Source organism: Mycobacterium sp. 2YAF39, from assembly GCF_052114565.1.
Lineage (GTDB): Bacteria > Actinomycetota > Actinomycetes > Mycobacteriales > Mycobacteriaceae > Mycobacterium.
In genome coordinates this window covers 125390-143948 of sequence record NZ_JBFREZ010000007.1, presented here as the reverse complement: position 1 = coordinate 143948, position 18559 = coordinate 125390, and the positions used below count along the sequence as shown (strand labels likewise).

18 protein-coding genes are annotated in these 18559 nt (G+C 65.2%); 8 read left to right on the top strand and 10 right to left on the bottom strand.

The genetic code is table 11. The annotated features are described in order from the left end of the window. Positions 1 to 4 precede the first annotated feature (4 nt). The 5 genes from secF to AB4Z42_RS20460 are packed head-to-tail and all read left to right on the top strand — an operon-like array spanning position 5 to position 6188. Positions 5 to 1261, top strand: a complete 1257-nt coding sequence (gene secF, locus AB4Z42_RS20480; protein WP_442011049.1) for a protein translocase subunit SecF — start codon at positions 5 to 7, stop codon at positions 1259 to 1261. Positions 1262 to 1266: 5 nt separating this feature from the next. Next, positions 1267 to 2922: an ABC transporter substrate-binding protein gene (locus AB4Z42_RS20475; RefSeq protein WP_442011048.1), complete on the top strand. Its 1656-nt coding sequence runs from the start codon at positions 1267 to 1269 to the stop codon at positions 2920 to 2922. Further along, positions 2889 to 3446, top strand: coding sequence for an adenine phosphoribosyltransferase (locus tag AB4Z42_RS20470; protein ID WP_442011047.1), 558 nt, complete (start codon positions 2889 to 2891; stop codon positions 3444 to 3446). The genes AB4Z42_RS20475 and AB4Z42_RS20470 overlap by 34 nt, the downstream gene beginning before the upstream one ends. A 40-nt stretch (positions 3447 to 3486) precedes the next feature. Beyond that, the gene (locus AB4Z42_RS20465; RefSeq protein ID WP_442011046.1) at positions 3487 to 5847 is read left to right on the top strand and encodes a RelA/SpoT family protein; all 2361 of its coding nucleotides are present in this window, start codon (positions 3487 to 3489) and stop codon (positions 5845 to 5847) included. Positions 5848 to 5897: 50 nt separating this feature from the next. Then, positions 5898 to 6188 carry a DUF4333 domain-containing protein gene (locus tag AB4Z42_RS20460; RefSeq protein ID WP_442011045.1) on the top strand — a complete coding sequence of 97 codons (291 nt, stop codon included), beginning with the start codon at positions 5898 to 5900 and terminating at the stop codon, positions 6186 to 6188. A gap of 6 nt (positions 6189 to 6194) precedes the next feature. Here AB4Z42_RS20460 and AB4Z42_RS20455 read toward each other — a convergent pair whose 3' ends face one another. Together AB4Z42_RS20455 and AB4Z42_RS20450 are read right to left on the bottom strand one after the other, a co-directional pair. Continuing rightward, the gene (locus AB4Z42_RS20455) at positions 6195 to 7223 is read right to left on the bottom strand and encodes a peptidylprolyl isomerase (RefSeq protein ID WP_442011044.1); all 1029 of its coding nucleotides are present in this window, start codon (positions 7221 to 7223) and stop codon (positions 6195 to 6197) included. Next, positions 7220 to 8098 carry a peptidylprolyl isomerase gene (locus AB4Z42_RS20450; RefSeq protein WP_442011043.1) on the bottom strand — a complete coding sequence of 293 codons (879 nt, stop codon included), beginning with the start codon at positions 8096 to 8098 and terminating at the stop codon, positions 7220 to 7222. Before AB4Z42_RS20450 ends, AB4Z42_RS20455 begins: the two co-directional genes overlap by 4 nt. A gap of 103 nt (positions 8099 to 8201) precedes the next feature. Here AB4Z42_RS20450 and AB4Z42_RS20445 point away from each other — a divergent pair, with 103 nt between their 5' ends. Beyond that, on the top strand, positions 8202 to 8876 hold the full coding sequence (locus AB4Z42_RS20445; protein WP_442011042.1) for an MBL fold metallo-hydrolase: 675 nt from the start codon (positions 8202 to 8204) through the stop codon (positions 8874 to 8876). Further along, complete coding sequence (gene hisS, locus AB4Z42_RS20440) at positions 8876 to 10141, top strand: histidine--tRNA ligase (protein ID WP_442011041.1); 1266 nt, start codon at positions 8876 to 8878, stop codon at positions 10139 to 10141. Before AB4Z42_RS20445 ends, hisS begins: the two co-directional genes overlap by 1 nt. 5 nt (positions 10142 to 10146) lie before the next feature. Here hisS and AB4Z42_RS20435 read toward each other — a convergent pair whose 3' ends face one another. Beyond that, a complete protein-coding gene (locus AB4Z42_RS20435; protein WP_442011251.1) occupies positions 10147 to 10695 on the bottom strand; it encodes a TetR/AcrR family transcriptional regulator in 549 nt (182 codons plus the stop codon). A 251-nt stretch (positions 10696 to 10946) separates the two neighbouring features. Between AB4Z42_RS20435 and AB4Z42_RS20430 the strand changes: the two genes are divergently transcribed. Beyond that, complete coding sequence (locus AB4Z42_RS20430; protein ID WP_442011040.1) at positions 10947 to 11936, top strand: amidohydrolase family protein; 990 nt, start codon at positions 10947 to 10949, stop codon at positions 11934 to 11936. Between the two features lie 7 nt (positions 11937 to 11943). Here the strand turns inward: AB4Z42_RS20430 and AB4Z42_RS20425 are convergent, their stop codons facing one another. From AB4Z42_RS20425 to urtA, 7 genes are all read right to left on the bottom strand, one after another. After that, positions 11944 to 13011 (bottom strand): MBL fold metallo-hydrolase, encoded by a 1068-nt coding sequence (locus tag AB4Z42_RS20425; protein WP_442011039.1) that lies wholly within the window; start codon positions 13009 to 13011, stop codon positions 11944 to 11946. A gap of 5 nt (positions 13012 to 13016) precedes the next feature. Next, on the bottom strand, positions 13017 to 13544 hold the full coding sequence (locus AB4Z42_RS20420) for a hypothetical protein (protein WP_442011038.1): 528 nt from the start codon (positions 13542 to 13544) through the stop codon (positions 13017 to 13019). Positions 13545 to 13620: 76 nt separating this feature from the next. Beyond that, the gene (urtE, locus tag AB4Z42_RS20415) at positions 13621 to 14313 is read right to left on the bottom strand and encodes an urea ABC transporter ATP-binding subunit UrtE (protein WP_442011037.1); all 693 of its coding nucleotides are present in this window, start codon (positions 14311 to 14313) and stop codon (positions 13621 to 13623) included. Continuing rightward, complete coding sequence (urtD, locus tag AB4Z42_RS20410) at positions 14313 to 15146, bottom strand: urea ABC transporter ATP-binding protein UrtD (protein ID WP_442011036.1); 834 nt, start codon at positions 15144 to 15146, stop codon at positions 14313 to 14315. The genes urtE and urtD overlap by 1 nt, the downstream gene beginning before the upstream one ends. Continuing rightward, on the bottom strand, positions 15143 to 16255 hold the full coding sequence (gene urtC, locus AB4Z42_RS20405; protein WP_442011035.1) for an urea ABC transporter permease subunit UrtC: 1113 nt from the start codon (positions 16253 to 16255) through the stop codon (positions 15143 to 15145). Before urtC ends, urtD begins: the two co-directional genes overlap by 4 nt. Beyond that, a complete protein-coding gene (gene urtB / locus AB4Z42_RS20400) occupies positions 16252 to 17136 on the bottom strand; it encodes an urea ABC transporter permease subunit UrtB (RefSeq protein ID WP_442011034.1) in 885 nt (294 codons plus the stop codon). Before urtB ends, urtC begins: the two co-directional genes overlap by 4 nt. Before the next feature lie 34 nt (positions 17137 to 17170). Continuing rightward, positions 17171 to 18436: an urea ABC transporter substrate-binding protein gene (urtA, locus tag AB4Z42_RS20395; RefSeq protein WP_442011033.1), complete on the bottom strand. Its 1266-nt coding sequence runs from the start codon at positions 18434 to 18436 to the stop codon at positions 17171 to 17173. Between the last annotated feature and the right edge of the window lie 123 nt (positions 18437 to 18559).

Below are 18559 nucleotides of genomic sequence, written 5' to 3'. Positions count from 1 at the left end.
CGGAATGGCCGCCAAAGACAACGAGCTAGACGACCTCACGACGGGCGCCGTCGAGGCACCGGACCTCGAAAGCGCCGAAAGCGCCACCGCGCCGCGACATGGCTTCTTCACCCGCCTCTACACCGGAACCGGCGCATTCGAGGTCATCGGCAAGCGCAAGCTCTGGTTCACGATCAGCGGCCTGATCGTCGCCGTCGCGGTCGGGAGCATCCTGATTCGCGGCTTCACGTTCGGCATCGACTTCGAGGGCGGCACCAAGGTGTCCATGCCGGCCCAGACCGGGTCCGGCATCGTCACCACCCAGCAGGTCGAAGACGTGTTCAGCAAGGCGCTGGGCAAGGCACCCGAAGCGGTGGTGCTCGTCGGCAGCGGCGACTCGGCGACGGTGCAGATTCGCTCGGAGACCCTGAACAACGACGAAATCGAAAAGCTGCGCACGGCGCTCTTCGACGCGTTCCAGCCGCGAGGTCCCGACGGCAAGCCCAACAAGAACGCGATCAGCGACTCGGCGGTGTCGGAGACCTGGGGCGGGCAGATCACCGACAAGGCACTCATCGCCCTTGTCGTGTTCCTGGCACTCGCCGCGATCTACATCACCATCCGATACGAGCGCTACATGGCACTCGCCGCGCTGGCCACCCTGGTGTTCGACCTCGTCGTCACCGCCGGTGTGTATTCCATCGTCGGCTTCGAGGTCACACCTGCGACGGTGATCGGTCTGCTGACCATCCTCGGCTTCTCGCTGTACGACACGGTGATCGTGTTCGACAAGGTCGAGGAGAACACCCACGGCTTCGAGCACACCACCCGCCGAACGTTCGCCGAGCACGCCAACCTGGCGGTCAATCAGACGTTCATGCGGTCGATCAACACGAGCCTGATCTCGGTGTTGCCGATCCTCGCCCTGATGGTGATCGCGGTCTGGCTGTTGGGCGTGGGCACGCTGATGGACCTGGCGCTCGTGCAGCTGGTCGGTGTGATCGTCGGCACGTACTCGTCGATCTACTTCGCCACACCGCTTCTGGTGACTCTGCGGGAGCGCACCACGCTCGTGCGCAACCACACCCGTCGGGTGTTGAACCGCCGCAAGGGAAGTGCCGCAAGGACATTGGAGGCCGACGATGATGTGTCGGCACCCGAGGCGGCGACGCCGGCGGCGGTCGCGAGCACCATCTCGGCGCCCGAGAAGCCGGCACCGGGCGCACGGCCTGTCGGCCGCACCGGTCGACCGTCGGGTAAGCGCAACACCCGGCGGCGGTAGGCCAGATGATCAAGGCCTGGAGCCGGCGTGGAGGTGTTCTGGCGGCCACGCTGATCGTCGCGGCCGCGGGAGTGTCCTCCTGTTCGCGCGGTCCCGCCGACAGCATCGACTTCGCCATGGACGGCATGCTGACGACGTACAACACGAACACCGTCGCCGGCGCCGCATCCGGTGGCCCGCAGGCGTTCGCGCGCGTGCTCACCGGCTTCAACTATCACGGCCCCGACGGCCAGGTCGTCGGCGATCACGACTTCGGCAAGATCTCCGTCGTCGGTCGGGCGCCTCTGATACTCGACTACGAGATCAACTCCGAGGCGGTGTACTCGGACGGCAAGCCGATCACGTGTGACGACATGGTGCTGGCCTGGGCGTCACAGTCCGGACGGTTTCCCGGCTTCGACGCGGCGAGCCGCGCCGGTTACTCCGACATCGCGTCCGTCGACTGTGCGCCGGGGCAGAAGAAGGCGCGGGTGTCGTTCGCGCAGGATCGCGCGTTCGTCGACTACGGCCAGTTGTTCGCCGCCACGTCGATGATGCCCTCGCATGTGATCGCCGACGTACTCGGACTGGGAGACGGCGGTGTCACGACCGCCATCACCAACAACGACGGCCAGACAGTCGGACGAATCGCCCAGGTGTGGAACACCACTTGGAATCTGACGCCGGACATCGACATCAAGAAGTTTCCGTCGTCGGGCCCGTACAAGCTCGAATCGGTGACCAAGGACGGCGCCGTCGTGCTCGTCGCCAACGACAAATGGTGGGGCGCGCCGCCCATCACCTCCAAGATCACCGTGTGGCCGCGCGGCGCCGATATCCAGGACCGCATCAATCAGGGGGCCTACGACGTCGTCGACGTAGCGGCCGGATCGTCGGGGACGTTGAACCTTCCCGACGGCTACGCCAAGACCGACGCCCCGTCCGCCGGCATCGAGCAGCTCATCTTCGCCTCGCAGGGTCCGCTGTCTCAGCCGCCGGAGCGGCGTGCACTGGCGCATTGCACACCACGCGACGTGATCGCACGCAACGCGGAGGTGCCGGTCGCCAACTCGCGTCTGAATCCCGTGACCGAGGACGCCTACAGCGCGGCGGAGAGTGCGGTCGAGGCCAATCAGTTCACGATCTCGAATCCCGCTGTCGCGCGGACCGATATCGCCGGGCGGCCGTTGACCGTCCGGATCGGATACCAGAGTCCCAACGCCCGGCTGGCGGCGACCGTCGGTGCCATCGCGAAGGCGTGCGCGCCCGCCGGAATCACCGTGCAGGACGTCGCGACCAACGACACGGGCCCGCTGACGCTGCGCGACAACAAGATCGACGTCCTGCTGGCCAGCACGGGTGGCGCCGCGGGCAGCGGGTCGACCGGCTCGAATGCGATGGACGCCTACGACCTGCACTCCGGTAACGGCAACAATCTGTCCGGCTTCACCAACGAGCAGGTCGACGGCATCATCTCGACGATCGCCGTGACATCGGACCCCAAGGAACTGTCCCGGCTGCTCGGTGAAGGCGCGACGATCCTGTGGACTGAAATGCCGACGCTTCCGCTTTATCGTCAGCAGCGGACCGTGTTGACGTCGAAAGACATGTACGCGGTGAGTAGCAGTCCGACTCGATGGGGTGCGGGATGGAACATGGATCGGTGGGTACTGGGCCAGTGAGCTCGGACATCGCGTCGCTGGTCTCGTCGCTGATGCGGCAGGTGCCCGACTTTCCCGAGCCGGGTGTCGAGTTCAAGGATCTGACGCCGTTGCTTGCCGACGCGCACGGGCTGGCCGCTGTCACCGATGCGCTCGCCGAGACCGCTCGGGGCGCCGATCTGGTCGCGGGTATCGACGCGCGCGGATTCCTGTTGGGCGCTGCGGTGGCCCTACGGCTCGGGACCGGCGTGCTGGCGGTCCGCAAGGGCGGCAAGCTGCCCCCGCCGGTGCGCAGCGAGACCTACCAGCTGGAATACGGCTCCGCCACGCTGGAGTTGCCCGCCGACGGCATCGAGCTCGCCGGGCGCTCGATCGTCATCATCGACGACGTGCTCGCCACCGGCGGCACCGTCACCGCGGCGGCGAAATTGCTGCGGACCTGCGGTGCGACCGTCACCGGCGCTGCCGTCGTGCTCGAACTGACGGCGCTGGGCGGCCGCGACGTGCTCGAACCGCTGCCGGTCACGTCCTTGCTCGTGGTCTGAGCCGTATCCTGAAGAGTCTGACCGACTTCAGGAGGTGACCATGGCTTCGAACGGGGACGCTCCCGGCACGGGCCAGGCTGTGCAGTCGCCGCCGAGCAGCCAGTCGCCCGAGACGCAGCCCCTGGAGATCCCCAAGACATCGACGAGCGCATCGCGCCGGGTGCGGGCCCGACTGGCCCGCCGGATGACCGCACAGCGCAGCGGCGTCAACCCGGTGCTCGAGCCGTTGGTCGCGGTCCACAAGCAGTTCTATCCCAAGGCCAATCTGACGCTGCTGCAGCGCGCGTACGAGGTGGCCGATGAACGTCACGCCGATCAGTTGCGCCGATCCGGCGACCCGTACATCACCCACCCTCTGGCCGTCGCCAGCATCCTGGCCGAGCTCGAGATGGACACCACGACGCTGATCGCGGCGCTTCTGCACGATACCGTCGAAGACACCGGCTACACCCTCGAGGCGCTGACCGAGGAATTCGGTACCGAGGTCGGTCATCTCGTCGACGGTGTGACCAAACTGGACAAGGTTGCGCTGGGCACCGCGGCCGAGGGCGAGACCATCCGCAAGATGATCCTCGCGATGGCCCGCGATCCGCGCGTGCTGGTGATCAAGGTCGCCGATCGGCTGCACAACATGCGCACCATGCGCTTCCTGCCACCCGAGAAGCAGGCCACCAAGTCCCGTGAAACGCTGGAAGTGATTGCGCCGCTGGCACATCGGCTCGGTATGGCGACCGTCAAATGGGAGCTCGAGGATCTGTCGTTCGCGATCCTGCATCCCAAGAAGTACGAGGAGATCGTGCGGCTGGTCGCCGATCGGGCGCCGTCCCGCGACATCTACCTGGCGAAGGTGCGCGCCGAGATCACCGCGACGCTGAACGCGTCGAAGATCAACGCCGTCGTCGAAGGCCGGCCGAAGCACTACTGGTCGATCTACCAGAAGATGATCGTCAAGGGCCGTGACTTCGACGACATTCACGACCTCGTCGGTGTGCGCATCCTCTGCGATGAGGTCCGCGACTGCTATGCGGCTGTGGGCGTGGTGCATTCGCTCTGGCAGCCGATCGCCGGGCGGTTCAAGGACTACATCGCCCAGCCGCGGTTCAGCGTTTATCAGTCGCTCCACACCACTGTCGTCGGGCCCGAGGGCAAGCCGCTGGAAGTGCAGATTCGCACCACGGACATGCACAAGACCGCGGAATACGGCATCGCCGCGCACTGGCGCTACAAAGAGGCCAAGGGCCGCAACGGACTTCCGGCCAATTATGCGGCCGCGGAGATCGACGACATGGCCTGGATGCGCCAGCTACTCGACTGGCAGCGGGAGGCCGCCGATCCCGGCGAGTTCCTCGAATCGCTGCGCTACGACCTTGCGGTGCAGGAGATCTTCGTGTTCACGCCGAAGGGCGATCTGATAACGCTGCCTACCGGGTCCACTCCGGTGGACTTCGCGTATGCCGTGCACACCGAGGTCGGGCATCGCTGTATCGGCTCTCGCGTCAACGGCCGGTTGGTCGCCTTGGAGCGCAAGCTCGAGAACGGCGACCAGGTAGAGGTATTCACGTCCAAGGCGCCCAACGCCGGCCCCTCTCGTGACTGGCAGACGTTCGTGGTGTCACCTCGGGCCAAGGCGAAGATCCGCCAGTGGTTCGCCAAGGAACGGCGCGAAGAGGCGCTCGAGTCCGGCAAAGATGCGATCGCACGCGAAGTGCGGCGCGCCGGAATCCCGTTGCAGCGGTTGATGAATGCCGAACAGGTCGCGGCACTGGCCCGTGAGTTGCGCTACGTGGACGTGTCCGCGCTCTACACCGCGGTGGGTGAAGGCCATGTGTCGGCCCGCCACGTGGTGCAGCGGCTCGTCGCTCAGGTCGGTGGTGACGAGGATGCCACCGACGAGATCGCCGAGCGCTCGACACCTTCCACCATGCCGGTGCGCCAACGCAGCAATGACGATGTCGGCGTCGCCGTGCCCGGCGCGCCGGGAGTGCTGTCGAAGCTGGCCAAATGCTGCACCCCGGTGCCCGGCGACAACATCATGGGATTCGTCACCCGCGGCGGCGGGGTCAGCGTGCATCGCACCGACTGCACCAATGCCTCTTCGCTGCAGGAGCAGTCGGAACGCATCATCGATGTGCAGTGGGCGCCGTCGCCGTCGTCGGTGTTTCTGGTGGCCATCCAGGTGGAGGCCCTCGACCGACACCGGTTGCTGTCGGACGTGACCCGCGTGCTCGCCGACGAGAAGGTGAACATCCTGTCCGCGTCGGTGACCACCTCCGACGACCGCGTGGCGGTCAGCCGGTTCACCTTCGAGATGGGCGATCCCAAGCATCTCGGACACCTACTCAACGTGGTGCGCAATGTGGAGGGCGTTTACGACGTCTACCGCGTGACGTCCGCGGCATGAGCTTTTGAGCGAACAATCTCGCGAACGTTGATTTCTGTCATAATTCGGCGATGCGTACCGCACTCGTGGCTGCTCTCGCCGCCGTTGCCCTGCTGATTGCCGGTTGCGGCTCGACCATCAAGCCCGAGGGCGCTGCGCAATCAGTCGTTGATCTGGTAAAGAAGCAAACCGGTTTCGAACCCAAGGACGTGAAGTGTCCGGAAGGTGTCGAAGCGAAGGTGGGCACGAAGTTCGAGTGCAAGTTCACCGGGCCCGAGGGCACGGAGTACACCGCGGACATGCGCATCACCAAGGTCGACGGTGACGACGTCGAGTTCTATATCGAGACACACCCGACGTAGCCCGCCTCAGTCCAGCCGCACCGACTCGATCGTCACTTTCTGGGTCGGCTGACCGTCGTCGCTACCGCCGGTGACACCGGTATCGGCGATTTTTTCCAGCGTGGCCAGCCCGGTCTGGTCGATGGTGCCGAACACCGTGTAGGTGGGCGGCAGGACCGAGTCCCCGTACACGAGGAAGAACTGGCTGCCGTTGGTGCCCTGGCCCTTGTTGGCCATCGCGAGCGTGCCCCGCGGGTACAGCATGGGCGTTTTCAGCGCCGGGTCAGACAGCCGGAACTGGTTGGTCGGATACTCGTTGGGGAACCGGTAGCCCGGGCCGCCCGTGCCTTCTCCGGTCGGATCGCCGCACTGCAGCACCTTGAGTGACGGGCTCGTGGTGAGCCGGTGACATGACGTGTCGTCGTAGAACCCCTGCTGGGCCAGGCTGGCGAAATTGTTGACCGTGCAGGGAGTCTGGGCGTTGTCCAGTTGCAGCCCGATGCCGCCGCGGTTGGTTTTGATGCTGGCGCTGACGTATGCGGGGTTGGTCGGGACCCGTCCGGTGCGGGGCGGCTTGACGGGCTTGCTCGCCGGTTCCGTCGTGGCCGGGTATTGGCAGTTGGACCCCAACGTGGCGGGCGGCTTGAACTCGGGCAGTGGCGGGGCATCGATCGGTTGTGTGGGCGTCGCCGTGTACGGGGGATAGTGGGTCATCCCGTCGAGGTTCTCGAGGCTGCGGCCCACCGCGATGACGAGCAGCACGCTCAACACCACCACCAGAATGGCGAGCGCAGTGATCAGGTAGCTGATGATCAGGCCCGCCAGCGCCAGTCCCCGGCCCTCTTCGCCGGTCTTCTTGATCTGTGACAACGACATGTGCCCGAACACGATCCCGAGCGGCGCGATCAGGAACGCGCACACCAATGACGCGATGGCCATCGCGTTCGTGGGCTGGGGTGGCGCATAGCCGGGGTATCCCGACGGATAGCCGTAGGGAGGCGGATACGCGCCGTATGGCGGCGGATAGCCGCCGTACGGAGGTGGTGGGTACGTCACGGGTCCAGGAGGAGCGAGGTGATCTTGACGTCCGTTTTCGGCTTACCGTCCTGACCGCCGTCGGCCGTACCCGCCGCACCGATCTTGTCCAGGGTGGCCAGTCCGGTTTCGTCGATCGTGCCGAACACCGTGTAGTTGGGCGGCAGTTGCGAATCCTTGTAGACGAGGAAGAACTGGCTGCCGTTGGTGCCCGGCCCGGCATTGGCCATGGCCAGTGTTCCGCGCGGATAGAGCACCGGTTCGCTCAGCTTGGGGTCGTCGGGCTGGTACTGGTCGGTCGGGTACTCGTTGGGGAACTGGTAGCCCGGCCCGCCGGTGCCCTGGCCGGTCGGATCGCCGCACTGCAGCACCGACAACGTGTCCGAGGTCGTCAGCCGATGGCAGGTGGTGTCCTTGAAGAAGTTCTGATTCGCCAGGCTGGCGAAGCTGTTGACGGTGCACGGCGACTTGCCGTTGTCCAGCATCAGGCCGATATCTCCCTGACTGGTCTCCATACTGGCGCTGACCTGGGCGGGATCGGTCGGCACCTTGCCCGCGCGCGGCGGCTTGACCGGCTTGCTGGCCTTCTCCGGGGAGGCCGGGTACTGGCAGTTGTCACCGAGGCCGGCGGGTGCGGTGAAGGGCGGCAGTTTGCCGTCGGCGGCCGGCGCCTCGCTTGCCGTGCTCGACGTGCTGGTCGCAGCGGTGTTCTGGCTGTCTGAGTCGTCCCTGGTGAGGATGACGGTGGTCACGACCGCGGCAACGACGACGATTACGCCGACGACGGATCCGACGATCGTGAGAATGCGACGTCTACGCTCCTTGGCCGCCCGGCGCTCCAGCTGCCGCTCGAGTTTGCGCTTTGCTGTCGCCCGCCGTTGTTCGTTGGTCGGCACCGCCGTCGTCCTCCTTGTGTTGATCGGTCGGCAACGAGTGTGCCAGGCATTGCTGAGTGTGGCGTTAGCACCCGCGACATCGGGGGATGGAAAACTGGACGCTGTGTTGGTCACCGGATTCCCGGCAGGCATGTTGGCGTGCAACTGCTACGTGCTGGCCCAGCGCCCGGGAGCCGACGCGATCGTCGTCGATCCGGGACAGCGGGCGATGGGCCCGTTGCGGCGAATTCTGGACGAGAACCACCTGACACCTGCGGCGGTGCTGCTCACCCACGGACACGTCGACCACATCTGGTCGGCGCAGAAGGTGGCCGATATGTACGGCTGCCCGGCGTACATTCACCCCGAAGACCGATTCATGCTGACCGACCCGATCAAGGATTTCGGTCCACGGCTGGCGCAACTCGCGTTCGGCGCCCTGTTCTCGGAGCCCAAGCAGGTGATCGAGTTGTGCAAAGGAGGGTCCGTCGGAGAAGAGACAGTCGAACTGGGGGATATCACGGTGACGATCGACCACACGCCGGGCCATACGCGCGGCTCGGTCGTGTTCCGCGTATCGGAGGGAACCGACGAACTCGTCTTCACCGGCGACACCTTGTTCCGGCAGTCCGTCGGCCGCACCGACCTGCCCGGTGGAAGTGGTCGCGATCTTCTCGGCTCGATCGTCACAAAACTGTTGGTTCTCGACGACGACACCGTGGTACTACCTGGGCACGGCGAAAAGACCACGATCGGTGACGAACGCCGCACCAACCCGTTTCTCGAAGGCTTGAACTAGTGAGTGATTTTCAGGCGCCCAAGGGCGTCCCGGATTATCTGCCGCCCGACTCGGCGCAGTTCGTCGGCGTCCGTGACGGCCTGCTGGCCGCCGCCCGCCGCGCGGGCTACGGCGATGTCGAACTGCCGATCTTCGAAGACACCGCGTTGTTTGCGCGCGGGGTCGGGGAGTCCACCGATGTGGTCTCCAAGGAGATGTACACATTCGCCGACCGCGGCGACCGCTCGGTGACACTGCGCCCGGAGGGCACCGCGGGCGTGATGCGCGCAGTGATCGAACACGGGCTGGACCGCGGGCCGCTCCCAGTCAAACTCTGCTACGCCGGTCCCTTCTTCCGCTACGAACGTCCGCAGGCCGGCCGCTATCGGCAGCTGCAACAGGTGGGGGTGGAGGCGATCGGCGTCGACGACCCCGCGCTGGACGCCGAGGTCATCGCCATCGCCGACGCCGGATTCCGCTCGCTGGGGCTCGACGGGTTCCGGCTGGAGATCACCTCGCTTGGCGACGACTCGTGCCGTCCGCAATACCGGGAACTGTTGCAGGACTTCCTGTTCAAGCTCGACCTCGACGAGGACACCCGGCGGCGTGCCGAGATCAACCCACTGCGGGTACTCGACGACAAACGTCCCGACGTGCGCGCGATGACCGCCGACGCGCCCGTCATGCTGGATCACCTCTCCGACGCCGCCAAACAGCACTTCGACACCGTCCTGGCGCATCTGGATGCGCTCGGTGTGCCGTACCTCATCAACCCGCGGATGGTGCGCGGCCTGGACTACTACACGAAGACCACCTTCGAGTTCGTGCACGACGGCCTCGGTGCGCAGTCGGGTATCGGCGGCGGTGGCCGCTATGACGGCTTGATGAATCAGCTCGGCGGAAAAGACCTGTCCGGCATCGGCTTTGGTCTCGGAGTGGATCGGACGGTGCTTGCCCTCAAGGCGGAGGGCAAGTCGGTCGGCGGCACATCGCGCGTCGACGTCTACGGCGTGCCGTTGGGCGAGTCGGCCAAGACCACGCTGGCGGTCATGGCCGCGAGGCTGCGCGCCGCCGGGGTACGCGTCGATATCTCCTACGGTGACCGCGGCATCAAGGCTGCGATGCGTGCGGCGGACCGGTCGGGCGCCTCGATCGCGCTGATCGCCGGTGACCGCGACATCGAGGCAGGCACCATCGGGGTGAAGATCCTGGCGACAGGAGAACAGGTCGACGTCCCCGTCGAAGAGGTTCTGAGCGTGATACTTTCGCGGCTGAGTCGCGCCTAGATCGCCTAGGGCCGCAGGCCGGAGAGCGCCATCTCGGCGAAGACCTCGCCGATCTCGTTCAGCGAGTTGCGGCCACCCGGCACGTACCACCGGTGAATCCAGTTGTGCATCCCGAGAATGCCGAGCATCACCAGTCGCGCATCGAGGTCTGAGCGGAACGCGCCGGAGTCGATACCCTCTTTGATGATCGCCAGAAGCGTCTTACCGTAGGCGTCGGCGTTGGCGACAATCGGCTGGGCCTCCAGGATCGTCGCAAGGTGCTGGCTCTCGTTGAAGAGCACGAATAGCTCGGGATGGGACTGCAGGTCTTCGATGTACGCGAGCAGCGCCAGACGCAGTTTCTCGTCGGCGGGCAGGTCAGCCTCGAGTGCGTCGCGGCAGTGTTGCGTCATCTCGTACGCCGGCGCCTCGATGAGCGCGACCATGAGCTCCTCTTTGGTGCCGACGTAGTAGTAGAGAGAGGCGCGGTTGATACCGACCTCGGCCGCGACGTCCTCGAGCCGAGTGCGGGAATAGCCGTCGCGGAGGAACACCACGGCCGCACCCTCGAGGATCTTGCGCCACCGCAGTTTCGATGCGCGCCGATCAGCGACGCGGCGCTCCTGCCGCCGCCGGGCGTTGTCGCTCTGCGGTGCTGCGGCGGGGATGGTCGGCCTCCTCGGGGTGTGGCTGTCGAGAGTTCAAGGTACCCCCGTTGACTCAGGTCAACCGTGTCAACAATACCTGCGTTGAGCGGGCTCAACTTTCTGCGTACGGCGCCGAATGTGACGCGTAGGGTTCGGGTCGACCCGAATACGGAGGTGTTATGTCGCTGATTGCGCTCGAGGAGCACTACGCCTGGGATCCGGCCAGCGACGGCAACGTCGTGGCGACGTGGCTGCATGCCAACAACACCGTTGCCTATGACCGGCTGTACGACCGCGGTCCACTTCGGATCGAGCAGATGGATGCCGCGGGTATCGATTTCCAGATCCTGTCGTTGTTCGATCCCGGCGTGCAGGACGAGACCGACGTCGCAACGGCAGTAGACCTCGCGCGACGCGCCAACGACGACCTGGCCGAGTCGGTGCGCGCGAATCCGCATCGATTCGGCGGCTTCGCGACGCTGGCAACCCAGGACCCGGATGCGGCAGCCGCTGAATTCGAGCGCGCGGTAACCGAATTGGGGCTCGTCGGCGGGCTGATCAACGGGCACTGTCAGGGTCGGTACCTCGACGATCCGGCCTACGAGGCGCTGTTTGCCCGCGCGGAAGCACTGGGAGCACCCGTCTACCTTCATCCGACGACGCCGCACCCCGCCGTGATGGACGCGTGGTTCGCACCATATGTCGACGAGGGTCTGCACCTGGCATCGTGGGGATTCGCCGCCGAGACGGGGACGCACGTGTTGCGGCTGATCTATTCGGGGCTGTTCGACAAGTTCCCGCGATTGCAGATCATCATCGGGCACCTCGGCGAGATGCTTCCGTTCGCGGCCTACCGGGTCGACCGGTATTACGGGCTCGGCGGTGACGGTTCTGGTCAACGGTTGCAGCACCTGCCCTCGGACTATCTGCGCAACAACTTTCACGTCACGACAAGCGGTAACTTCTGCCCGCCGGCCTTCGCGTGCACGCTGGAGGTGATGGGTGCAGACAGGGTGATGTTCTCGGTGGACTACCCGATGGACGACAACCGGGCCGGCGCAGATTTCCTGGCGTCCTATCCGATGGATGACGCGACGCGCCGCCAGGTCAGCGCCGAGAACGCGATAAAGCTGTTCGGCGAGCGAATTCCGGCTGTTCTAGGCGTCTGAGTTCCGGTCAGAGGGCGAAGACCTGGCCGTCGCGCGCGACGGTGATCTCCCCTGGGAAGTGCTTCCCGATTTCATCGGTCCATTGAGAGTCCGGCAGATCGGTTGGGTCGTAGTGACTCAGGACGACGTGCTTGGCGTTGGCCGACGCAGCCACCTCGCCCACCTGCTCGGCTGAGGTATGCGAACTGGTCAGGTAGTTGGGTGGGAACCTGTTGCCGTAGTAGGAGTCATCGAGGCTGAACTGCGCCTCGTGCACGAGGATGTCGGTGTCCGTCGCCAGCGCGATGAGATTGTCGGACTTGGTGGTATCACCGGAGAACGTGACGGACACACCGGATTTGTTCAGATCGAATCGGAAGCCGAACGCGGGGAACACGTCGTAATGGGAGACCAGCGTCGCGGTGACGGTCACGTTGTCGTCCGACATCACCGGAAAGGGGTCAATCCTCGGCGATCTGTCTTGGTAGGTCGCTCCTGGGGGCACTGCGATCTCGGTGACGTCGAACAGCTTCTGGACGTCGTCGGTCCCCATATCGCGGATGAAGATGTTGTTCGTGTACGCGAACGCCTGCTGTAGGGATTTCGTCATCTCGGCCAGGCCCGGGGTCGGGTGAGCGGGATCGATCGTCGCGGGATCGGTGTTGCCGACTCTGCTGGGCGGCAGTCCGCCCGCAGCGCCAGGCCCGTACACCGTCACCGGCGCCTTGTCTTTGGCGGCCGTATACGCGCCGGAGAAAAGGAAGCTGCCGTAGTCGACCGTGTGATCGGTGTGCAGGTGCGTGATGAACATGCTTCGCAACTGGTCGAACTTGAGGCCGGCGTTGGTGAAGGCGTTCAACGAGCCCAGGCCGCAGTCGATCTGGTAAACGTCGTCGCCGATCTTCAGCGCGGACGAGATTCCGGTCTTGTTCGGAATCGGTGGTGGTCCGGCTTGGACGCCGAGCGTGATGAGCGCCTTCTCGGGTAGGGCCTGCGTGGTCGTGGACGGTGCTGTGCGGCATGACGACACGCCGAAGGCGGCTCCGGCGACGCCGGTTGCGAACAGTGCCAGCGCGGACCGCCTCGGGACCTGCACGGTGATCAGCCGCCTCGGACGACCGCGCTGAGAACTTCGTCGACGTTGCCGACGCCACCGTCGAACGGGTTGCCGCGCTTGAGGACTTTCGTTCCGCCTGGTGTAAGCGCGACGAGTTTGGGCGAGCTGGAACCGATTTGCATCTTGCGGGCGAAGCGCACCTGGTCCAGCGGCACGATGGCGCCGCCGCCGTAGCTGAACAAGCCGAGCTTGCGGTCGATCACCGCGACCGAGCGGCAATAGTGCAGCGGTTGGCTGCGACGCCTGCGGATCTTGCGGACCACGAGATACAACACGACATCGATCGCGACTCCGACCGCGACGAATATCGCGCCGAGCGCCGTGGAGGGAACTCCTGTGATGAGCGCCATCACGCCGAAGCCACCGACGACAAGCGTGAATACGCCCAGGACGAACGCGAGTATCGCCAGCGCACCTGTGCAGCGGTCGAAGACGTTGACCCGGCGGCCGTCGTCGGTGACGACGAGCCCGCCCGTATCGACCAGTACCTGGACCTCTGCGGGTGCGCTCACGCATTGCAGCGTGCCATCCGGGGCGGCCCGGGCGTGCCCGAACCAGCAAAGATCGACAGTGCAGGTGGGAGACGCGCTAGATGGCCATGGCGGCGCGGACGTCGGCCTCCGAGGCCGAGCCGCCGGTGCCGCTGGACGTGACGCGGCCGGCCTCAAGGATGTAGTAGCGCTGTGCGGATTCCAGCGCAAAGCCGATGTGCTGTTCGACAAGTAGCACCCCGAGACCGCCGCGCTGGGTCAGGGCGGTGATCGCGGCTTCGATCTCAGCGACGACGGACGGCTGGATGCCCTCGGTCGGCTCGTCGAGAATCAGGCACGTGGGCGTGGTGATCAGTGCGCGCGCGATGGCCAGTTGTTGGCGCTGGCCGCCCGACAGCAGGCCGGCCCGACGTGTGAGAAGTTCCTTCAACGCGGGGAACAGATCGAGCTGCTCGTCGACGAGCTGCTTGCCGTTCTTGCGGCCGTCGGCGACTACCTGAAGATTCTCGGCCGTCGTCAGCTGACCGAACGACTGCTGTCCCTGCGGTACGTAGGCCAGGCCACGCTTGACGCGCGCGCTGGGTCGTAGCTTCGTGATGTCGTCACCGTCGAACAGCACCTTGCCGGCACTGCATTTGAGCAGACCGACCGCCGCGCGCAGCAATGTCGTCTTACCGGCCCCGTTGTGGCCCATCACTGCGGCCACTCCGTCGGTCGGTACCTCGATGCTGACGCCGTGAATGACCTCGCTGCGGCCGTAACCTGTGCGGACGTCGACCAGTTGCAGCATCAGGAATTCTCCTCGACCAGTTCGATGCCGTCGGCGCCCGCCGCGGCGGTCCCCAGGTAGACCTCCTGCACCTTCGGGTTGGCCTGTACCTCGGCCACCGAACCCTCGGCGATCACTCGCCCGCGCGCGAGCACTGTCACCGACGTCGCGAACGCGCGCATGAAATCCATATCGTGTTCGACGACGACGACGGTGCGCTCAGCGCCTATGCGGCGCAACAGGTTTCCGGTCTCTTCGCGTTCCTCGGTGCTCATCCCCGCCACCGGTTCGTCGAGCAGAAGCACATCGGCGTTCTGAACCAGCAGCATGCCGATCTCCAGCCACTGCTTCTGCCCGTGGGCAAGCACCCCTGCGGGCTTATCGGCCAGTTCGGTGAGCCCGATGGTGTGCAGCGCCTGTTCGATCGCCGGGAGCACGCTGGTGCGGCGACGCAGCAGGGTCAAGATCGACCGATCCGCACCCGCCGCGATGTCGAGGTTCTGCAGCACGGTGAGTTGCTCGAACACGCTCGCGGTCTGGAAGGTGCGCCCCACCCCGCGCCGCGCGATCTGGTGCACCTTCTTGCCCAGCAGTTCGACGCCCGACTTGTTCACCGAACCGGACGCGGGCACCAGGCCGGTGATCGCGTCGATCACCGTCGTCTTTCCGGCGCCGTTGGGGCCGATCAGGAATCGCAGATCTCCCTGGAACAGGGTGAGGTCGACGTCGCTGACCGCCTTGAAGCCATCGAAATCGACTGTCAGACCGCGCACTTCGAGGTAATGGGTGCCCATCCCGACGTTGCCGCCGACGACGGGTTCCCTGCCCGCGATGCTGGCTTCGGCCTCGGTCATGAACTCACGCCCACCTTCTCTGCGTCGGGGTCGGAGTCAGACGTCTTCTCCACTTGCGGTTCGGGGTTGGCTTTCCTGCGGCGTTTGAGCAACACCGCCAGCCCGGCAAAGCCTGCGGGAAAGAAGCCGACGACGACGATGAACAGCAGACCCTGGGCGTATGTCCATTCCGATGGAAAGCGTTCGGAGAACAGGGTTTGGGCCCACGCCACGCCGATCGCGCCCAACACCGGCCCGAGAAGTGTCGTGCGTCCGCCGATCGCGACACCGATCAGAAACGCGATCGACGGGAGGATGCCGACCTGTGAGGGCGCGATGAAGCCGACGATCGGGGCGAACAGCGCGCCGGCGATGCTGGCGAACAGCGCGGCGACGGTGTAGGCGACGACCTTGATATTGGCGGGGTCGTAGCCCAGGAAGCGCACCCGCTCCTCGCCGTCACGCACGGCCACCAACAGCTCGCCGTAGCGGCTCTGCATGAGTTGCCGGACCACGGCGACGACGATGAGCAGCACACCGGCGGCGATGAAGTACAACATTCGCCGGTTGGCTGGATCGTTCAGTGTGAATCCGAAGAAGGTACGAAACCTGTTGAGCCCGTTGCTGCCACCGATGCTGGTCTGTCCGACGAGGAGGATCGCCAGCGCGGCTGCCAGTGCCTGCGAAAGGATCGCGAAGTACGCACCCTTGACGCGGCGTTTGAAGACGCCGAGACCCAATGCTGCGGCGAGAGCCGTCGGCAGGAGCACGATCGCCAGCAGTGTGAAGGCGGGGGAGGCGAACGGTTGCCAGTAGGCGGGCAGTTCCCGCACGCCGGCGATCTGCATGAAGTCGGGCACGTCGTCGCCGCGGATTCCGGCGTCGGCGATCTTGAGGTGCATGCCCATCATGTAGCCGCCGAGGCCGAAGAAGACGCCCTGGCCGAGGACCAGCATTCCGCCGCGGCCCCACGCCAGTCCGATGCCGACCGCGACGATCGCGAAGCACAGGAACTTCCCGAGCAGCGACAGCCGGAAGTCCGACAACACCACTGGGGCCACGCCGAACAACACCACCGCCGCGATGGCGAAACCCGCCCAGGTCTGCCAGCGGCCGAGAACTGTCCTCACACCAAACTCCTTGTGCGAACGGTGAACAGGCCCTGCGGACGGACCTGCAGGAAGATCACGATGATCACGAAGACGATCACCTTCGCCAGTGACGCGGTGGTGTTGTACTCGATGAACGAGTTCAGGAAGCCGAGCGAGAACGCCGCGATGACGGTGCCTTTGATCTGGCCGAGCCCACCGACCACAACGACCAGGAATGCGTCGATCAGGTAGCTCTGCCCGATCGTCGGACTGGTCGACCCGATCATCGTCAACGCGACACCGGCGACGGCCGCGAGTCCCGAACCGATGAAGAACGTTGTGATGTCGGTCTTTCGTGAGGAGATGCCGCTGGTTTCGGCGAGATCGCGGTTCTGCACGACCGCCCGGATGCGACGGCCCATCGGACTGACCTTGAGCGCGGTGGCCAGCGCCACCACACAGGCGACGGCGAGCACGAGGATGAAGATCCGGGTCTTGGGGACGACCGCGCCGAGGATCTCCACACCACCCGACAGCCATACGGGAGCGATGACGTTGACCGCGGGAGCGCCGAAGATGTCGCGGGCGATCTGCTGCAGGATCAGACCGACACCGAATGTCACAAGCAGGGTGTCCAGCGGTCGGTGGTACATCCGCTGGATCAAGGCGACCTCGAGCAGCACACCCATGGCGCCGCCGACGAAGAAGCCGACGACCAGCGAAATCAACAGGGACACACCGGCACTGGAGATCATCTGCTGCACCACGTAGGCGGTGTAGCAGCCTGCCATGATGAACTCGCCGTGCGCCATGTTGATGACGCCCATCTGACCGAAGGTCAGCGACAATCCGAGCGCGGCCAGCAACAGGATCGAGCCAAGGCTCAATCCCGTTGCCAGCTGCCCGATCAGAACATCCACTTACACATACTTCCGTCGCTTCGCTAGTCCGGAATCAGCCGGACAGGCCCGCGGCCCACGGGTACGACTTCAGGTAGGGGTCCGGCTCGATCGGGCCCGGGGACTCCCAGATCGTGTAGATCAGGCCGTCCGGACGGATCTCGCCGATGCGTGCCGTCTTGGTGATGTGGTTGTTCTCGCCGTCGATCGTGACGAGGCCCTCCGGCGCGTCGAACGTGACGCCTCCGGCGGCCTCCTGGATCTTGCCCGTCTCGAACGATTTCGCCTTCTCGACGGTGTTCTTCCACAGGTAGACCGAGACGTAGGCGGCCTCCATCGGATCCGACGTCGGCTTGTTGGCGCCGTACTTGGCCTTATAGGCCTTGACGAACGCGTCGTTCACCGGGGTGTCGATCGTCTGGTAGTAGTTCCACGCCGTCAGCTGGCCGGTGATGTTCTGCACACCGATGCCACCGACCTCCTCCTCGGCGATCGACACGGACACCACGGGCATCGCCTGCGGTGTCAGGCCGACGTTCTTGTACTCGCGGAAGAACGCCACGTTCGAGTCACCGTTCAGCGTGTTGAACACGGCGTCGGCGTCGGCGGTGCGGACCTTGTTGACGATGGTGGAGAAGTCCGTCGAGCCCAGGGGCGTGTAGTCCTCACCCTTGATCTCGATACCGTTGGCATCGGCGTAGGCCTTGATGATCCGGTTGGCCGTCTGCGGGAACACATAGTCACTGCCGATGAGATAGAGCGACTTGACGCCCTTCTCCTTGAGGTAGTCCAGCGCGGGCACGATCTGCTGATTGGTCGTGGCACCGGTGTAGAAGATGTTCTTCGACGACTCCAGGCCCTCGTACTGGACGGGGTAGTACAGCAGCGAGTTCGCGCTCTCGAAAACCGGCAGCATCGCCTTGCGGCTCGACGACGTCCACCCGCCGAACACCGCCGCCACGCAGTCGCTGCTGATCAGCTTCTCAGCCTTCTCGGCGAACACCGTGGGCTCCGACGCACCGTCCTCGCCGACGACCTGGATCTGCTTGCCCATGACGCCGCCTTTGGCGTTGATCTCGTCGACGGCCAACGCGATGGCGTCACGCACCGTCACCTCGGAGATCGCCATCGTGCCCGACAACGAATTCAGCGAGCCCACCTTGACGGTCGGACCCGAGGTGTCCACGCACGACGTCGCGTTTGCCGAGTCGGACTCGGTGGCCTTGCTTCCACAGCCCGCCAACAGCAGGGCACCCACAGCGACGATGCTTCCGGTCGCTAGCGCCGACCTTCTCAACGAGGAGCGTCGTGGTAGTCGCATTGACAGCCTTTCCCTATATCAGCAGCGCACATCGACGGATGGCGTCGACTGGAGTGCGGAATTTGTGACACCGCGCAGGTGTCGAATCGGGACGTTAGAGCGGCGGTGTTTCTGCCAAATGTC

Bases quoted from the DNA above. Each gene is read 5' to 3' on its own strand.
- AB4Z42_RS20465 (WP_442011046.1), top strand. From the start codon at position 3,487: ATGGCTTCGAACGGGGACGCTCCCGGCACGGGCCAGGCTGTGCAGTCG.
- urtD (WP_442011036.1), bottom strand. From the start codon at position 15,146: ATGACCGAGGCCGAAGCCAGCATCGCGGGCAGGGAACCCGTCGTCGGC.
- urtA (WP_442011033.1), bottom strand. From the start codon at position 18,436: ATGCGACTACCACGACGCTCCTCGTTGAGAAGGTCGGCGCTAGCGACC.
- AB4Z42_RS20475 (WP_442011048.1), top strand. From the start codon at position 1,267: ATGATCAAGGCCTGGAGCCGGCGTGGAGGTGTTCTGGCGGCCACGCTG.
- AB4Z42_RS20470 (WP_442011047.1), top strand. From the start codon at position 2,889: ATGGAACATGGATCGGTGGGTACTGGGCCAGTGAGCTCGGACATCGCG.
- urtE (WP_442011037.1), bottom strand. From the start codon at position 14,313: ATGCTGCAACTGGTCGACGTCCGCACAGGTTACGGCCGCAGCGAGGTC.
- AB4Z42_RS20430 (WP_442011040.1), top strand. From the start codon at position 10,947: ATGTCGCTGATTGCGCTCGAGGAGCACTACGCCTGGGATCCGGCCAGC.
- AB4Z42_RS20460 (WP_442011045.1), top strand. From the start codon at position 5,898: ATGCGTACCGCACTCGTGGCTGCTCTCGCCGCCGTTGCCCTGCTGATT.
- secF (WP_442011049.1), top strand. From the start codon at position 5: ATGGCCGCCAAAGACAACGAGCTAGACGACCTCACGACGGGCGCCGTC.